The organism is Mesorhizobium sp. M7A.F.Ca.AU.002.02.1.1, assembly GCF_003998535.1.
GTDB classification, from domain to species: Bacteria; Pseudomonadota; Alphaproteobacteria; order Rhizobiales; family Rhizobiaceae; genus Mesorhizobium; species Mesorhizobium ciceri.
This window is the reverse complement of the sequence record NZ_RZPB01000570.1, coordinates 1-3,977: the sequence shown is the minus strand read 5'-3', so window position 1 is coordinate 3,977 and position 3,977 is coordinate 1. Positions and strand designations below refer to the sequence as shown.

At 61.0% G+C, this 3,977-nt stretch carries 5 protein-coding genes; 4 read left to right on the top strand and 1 reads right to left on the bottom strand.

Translation table 11 applies throughout. The features are described 5' to 3' along the window. On the bottom strand, positions 1-417 hold a 417-nt coding region (locus EN879_RS26925), incomplete at its 3' end, for a DUF2066 domain-containing protein (RefSeq protein WP_127274348.1). A 194-nt stretch (positions 418-611) separates the two neighbouring features. Between EN879_RS26925 and EN879_RS26920 the strand changes: the two genes are divergently transcribed. The 4 genes from EN879_RS26920 to EN879_RS26905 all read left to right on the top strand — a co-directional run. Next, positions 612-1,655: an enoyl-CoA hydratase/isomerase family protein gene (locus EN879_RS26920; RefSeq protein WP_013532256.1), complete on the top strand. Its 1,044-nt coding sequence runs from the start codon at positions 612-614 to the stop codon at positions 1,653-1,655. Beyond that, positions 1,652-2,074 carry a DUF6163 family protein gene (locus EN879_RS26915; protein ID WP_024504684.1) on the top strand — a complete coding sequence of 141 codons (423 nt, stop codon included), beginning with the start codon at positions 1,652-1,654 and terminating at the stop codon, positions 2,072-2,074. Before EN879_RS26920 ends, EN879_RS26915 begins: the two co-directional genes overlap by 4 nt. A gap of 238 nt (positions 2,075-2,312) precedes the next feature. Next, the gene (locus EN879_RS26910; protein ID WP_008875359.1) at positions 2,313-2,828 is read left to right on the top strand and encodes a winged helix DNA-binding protein; all 516 of its coding nucleotides are present in this window, start codon (positions 2,313-2,315) and stop codon (positions 2,826-2,828) included. Between the two features lie 429 nt (positions 2,829-3,257). Then, on the top strand, positions 3,258-3,977 hold a 720-nt coding region (locus tag EN879_RS26905), incomplete at its 3' end, for a peptidoglycan-binding protein (RefSeq protein WP_164774598.1).

Genomic DNA, 3,977 nt, shown 5'->3' with positions numbered 1-3,977 from the left:
GTGCTGGCTTCGCTCGGTCAGCCACGGCCTGCTGCCGAGCGAAGCCAGCACCGGGTCGACGTCAGCAGGCTTGTACTGGCAGTAGAGATTATGAGGCCGATCGTACGTGCCCTGGTCGTCATGGTTGGGAATGCCTTCCATGCGGTCGCGATAGTGGAAACTGGCGACGAAGGTGCCGGCTTTGTCGCGCAATGCCGTCATTTCAGGTTTCGCCGGCAGGCGCTGATCGCCGGAAACCCGCACCAGAACCGCGTCGAGGCAGCGCTTGAAGCCGGACTGGCGGTTCTTCTCGTACTTGCCGTTGACGATGGTCTGCGAGCTGTAGAGGTCTTCCAAAGTCCCCGCCATGACCGGGTGAACAGCCAAGCAGAGGCTCAGCCCGATTGCCACCGGCGCAAGGTGCGAAAATCGAGTCATAAACAATCGTCCCGTTCGAAGACCCAGCAGGTACGCTGCAATGAACTCTACCCAGTTTTCCGTATTGCAGCTCTATTTTTAGCACTGGCTCCTGGTCCGGGCCAGAGCTTGCACCGGTGTCCTCGCCATTGACGCACCCATGCGCCACGCTTTAGCACTTCAGTCCCGGCGGCCGGGAGAGGGATTCTTTCACGATGGATTTTGGCGGAGGCGACGAGATCCGCTTCGAACATCTGGGCCGGGCCGGCGTCGTCACCTTGACGCGGCCGCAGGCGCTCAATGCCTTGACGCACCGCATGATCGGGGCGCTCGACGCCGCTCTTTCCGCCTGGGAGGCCGACCAGGGCATCGACGTCATCGTCGTCAAGGCAGAGGGCAGGGCCTTTTCGGCCGGCGGCGATATCCTGCATGTCTATGAGACAGGTCGGGCGGGAAAACCGCCGGTCGAGTTCTTCGCCGACGAATACCGGCTCAACGCCCGCATCAACAGCTACAAGAAGCCCTATGTCGCCCTGATCGACGGTATCGTCATGGGTGGCGGCGTCGGCATCTCCTTCCACGGCTCGCACCGGGTGATGACCGAGAATGCCCAGTTTGCCATGCCGGAAGTCGGCATCGGCTTCTTTCCGGATGTTGGCGCCAGCCACCTGCTGCCCGATCTCGGCGGCTCCTTCGGCATGTATCTGGCGCTGACCGGCAATCGCATTCGATATGGCGATGCGCTGTGGTCTGGGCTGGCCACCCATACCATCAAGGCCGAGGACCAGGCTGGCTTCCTCGACCGGCTGGCGTTGACCGGCGATCCGGAATCGGTGCTGCGCGGCTTCTTCGTGCAGGCAAGGCGAGAAACCGACAGGCCGACGCTGGAGGCGATTGTCCGTCATTTTTCGCAACCGTCCCTGAACCGCGTCATCGACAGCCTCGAGCGTGCGGCCGCCGCCGATGAGTTCGCGGCAAAGACGCTGGCGACGATCCGCACCCGCTCGCCGACCAGCCTGCGCGTCGCCTGGCGGCAGATCAGCGCCGGACTGACGCTGTCCATGGAAGCCTGCATGAAGATGGAGTTCCGCATCCTCAACCGGATGCTCGCCGGCCATGATTTCTACGAAGGCATCCGCGCTGCCATCATCGACAAGGGCTCGAAGCCGCAATGGCGGCCGGCAAGCCTCGCAGCGGTCAGCGAAGCGGATGTCGACGCCTATTTCGCTCCGCTCGGCGAACGGGAACTCCTGATATGAGCGAGGTGACCTCAAGGCGCATCGTTCTGCAGCCCTCGGGGGTGGAGGTGATCTTCGCCTGGTTCCAGCGCGTCATATCGGGCTACTGCCTGCTGTTCGGCATTCTCTACTGGATCAAGCTGATCGGCTTTTATCCGGGCACACTGTGGCGTTTCGACCTGATGCCCGTGCACTGGCAGGTCGCGGCGGTGGTGCTCGCCGTGTTCTTTCCCTTTGCCGCTGCCGGCCTGTGGATGCTGGCGTCCTGGGGCCCGGTGATATGGTTCATTTGCGCGGTGACCGAGACGGTCATGTACGCCGGCTTTCCCGAGTTGTTCGGCCACCGCTTGCTGATTGTCGTCTCGCATGCGGCGGTGGCGGTGCTCTACGTCGTCTTTCGCGTCGTCATCTACCTGCAGAAGCGCCCGGTCCGCCACTAAGCCGTTGAACCCATTGGCGGCCCGGCTGTCGCCTCGAATGAGCCCTGCAATCGTTGCCGAAATCTTTAGGTTAATTATCCTTGCTCGGGTGACCGTTCGTTAAGCCTCTTCCGAAACCTCTTACCGGTAAGCTCTTGTTAGCCCTAGCGTTTAAGTCGAATTTTATGAGTATTCGATAGTGTCGCGATCAAGGTGAAAAACAAAAAATCACCAGGGCGACAAACGAGAGGCAAAGACAATGATCAATTCGCGTCCGGCGGCGAAGACCGCCAACGTATCCGACGATCGCCGTGAGGCTATCCGTTCCCTGTACATGGAATCGCTGCAGCTTGTTGAACGGCTGCACCGCCGCCTGCTTGATGTGATCAAAGACGAATTCGACCGCAACGGCCGTTCCGACATCAATGCCATCCAGGCACTGCTGCTGTTCAACATCGGCAATTCCGAACTGACCGCGGGCGAGCTGCGCTCGCGTGGCTACTATCTCGGCTCGAACGTCTCCTACAATCTGAAGAAGCTGGTCGATCTCGGCTTCATCAACCATCAGCGCTCGCGCATCGACCGCCGTTCGGTCCGTGTCTCGCTGACGCCGAAGGGCAATGAGGTGGCCGAGGTCGTCGCCGGCCTCTATGAGCGTCATGTCGGCTCGATCGAACAGGTCGGCGGCATCAACACCGATGAGTTCAAGCAGATGAACCGCGCTTTGCAGCGGCTCGACCGCTTCTGGAACGACACCATCGCCTACCGGATGTAAGGATGTAAGACATCCGCCGCATCGGATCCGGCCCGCGCCACAGAAGCGCGGCCGAAATATCGACCTTCAGTCAGGGCCGGTGCCGAGAGGCATCGGCCTTTCTTTGATTTGGCTGGTCATTGCACCGCGTGGTCGATCGCCGATCGATACCCAAAAAGCACGGTCCGTTCTTTTCGGAATGCTGGCCGGTCGGATTTGGCCGCAAGGCCACGTTGCCGCCATATTCCAATGGAACCGAGAATGGCAGTGATGCTGTGGTGAAGGCCATGCGTTCACCCGCAGCCCGTATCGCGCCTGTGCATTGTCACACCAAGCTGATACGGACCATGGTTGGCTAATTGTTAAGATTGCCAATTTTACAGTGCGGGCGAGATCGCCCGGTGATCAACGCAGCAAGTGATCGAACTGCTACCAATGTCTGGAACGTCCATGAAAACCAGCCGTCGTTTTTTCCTGTCCGGAGCCTCCGCGCTCGCAGCCGCGGTGGTCGCCGGCGGCGCCAATGCGCAGGATGTGATCGGTGATATCCTGAAATCCTCGGCGCGCGGCAATTGGGACGACCAGTTCGACGCCCGCGCCAGCGAGGGTGGCAAGGTGGCTTCGACGCTGCCGATCTTCAGCCCGCAGACCGTTGCCTTCACGGAACAGGCGGTCGGGCAATACCAGAACATTGTCGGGCAGGGTGGCTGGGTCGAGGTTCCCGCGACCAAGAAGCTGCAGCTTGGCGTCGATGATCCCGATGTGGTGCCGTTGCGCAAGCGGCTGATGGTTTCCGGCGACCTGTCGCAGAGCGCCGGCATTTCGACGGCTTTCGATTCCTATGTCGACTCGGCAGTCAAGCGCTTCCAACTGCGTCACGGCCTGCCGGCTGATGGCTCGATGGGCAAATACACCTATGCGGCGATGAACGTTTCGGCGCAGATCCGGCTTGGCCAGTTGCAGACCAATCTGCAGCGGCTGCGCGAGAAGGCCGGCACGCTGGGCAGCCGCTACGTGCTGGTCGACATTCCGGCAGCCCAGGTCGAAGCGGTCGAGAACGACCGCGTCGTGCTTCGCCACACCGCGATCGTCGGCAAGATCGATCGCCAGACGCCGATCGTCAATTCCAAGATCACCGAGATCATCGTCAATCCATACTGGCACGCGCCG

Coding starts and splice junctions, on each gene's coding strand:
- EN879_RS26920 (WP_013532256.1), top strand. CDS start 612: ATGGATTTTGGCGGAGGCGACGAGATCCGCTTCGAACATCTGGGCCGG.
- EN879_RS26915 (WP_024504684.1), top strand. CDS start 1,652: ATGAGCGAGGTGACCTCAAGGCGCATCGTTCTGCAGCCCTCGGGGGTG.
- EN879_RS26910 (WP_008875359.1), top strand. CDS start 2,313: ATGATCAATTCGCGTCCGGCGGCGAAGACCGCCAACGTATCCGACGAT.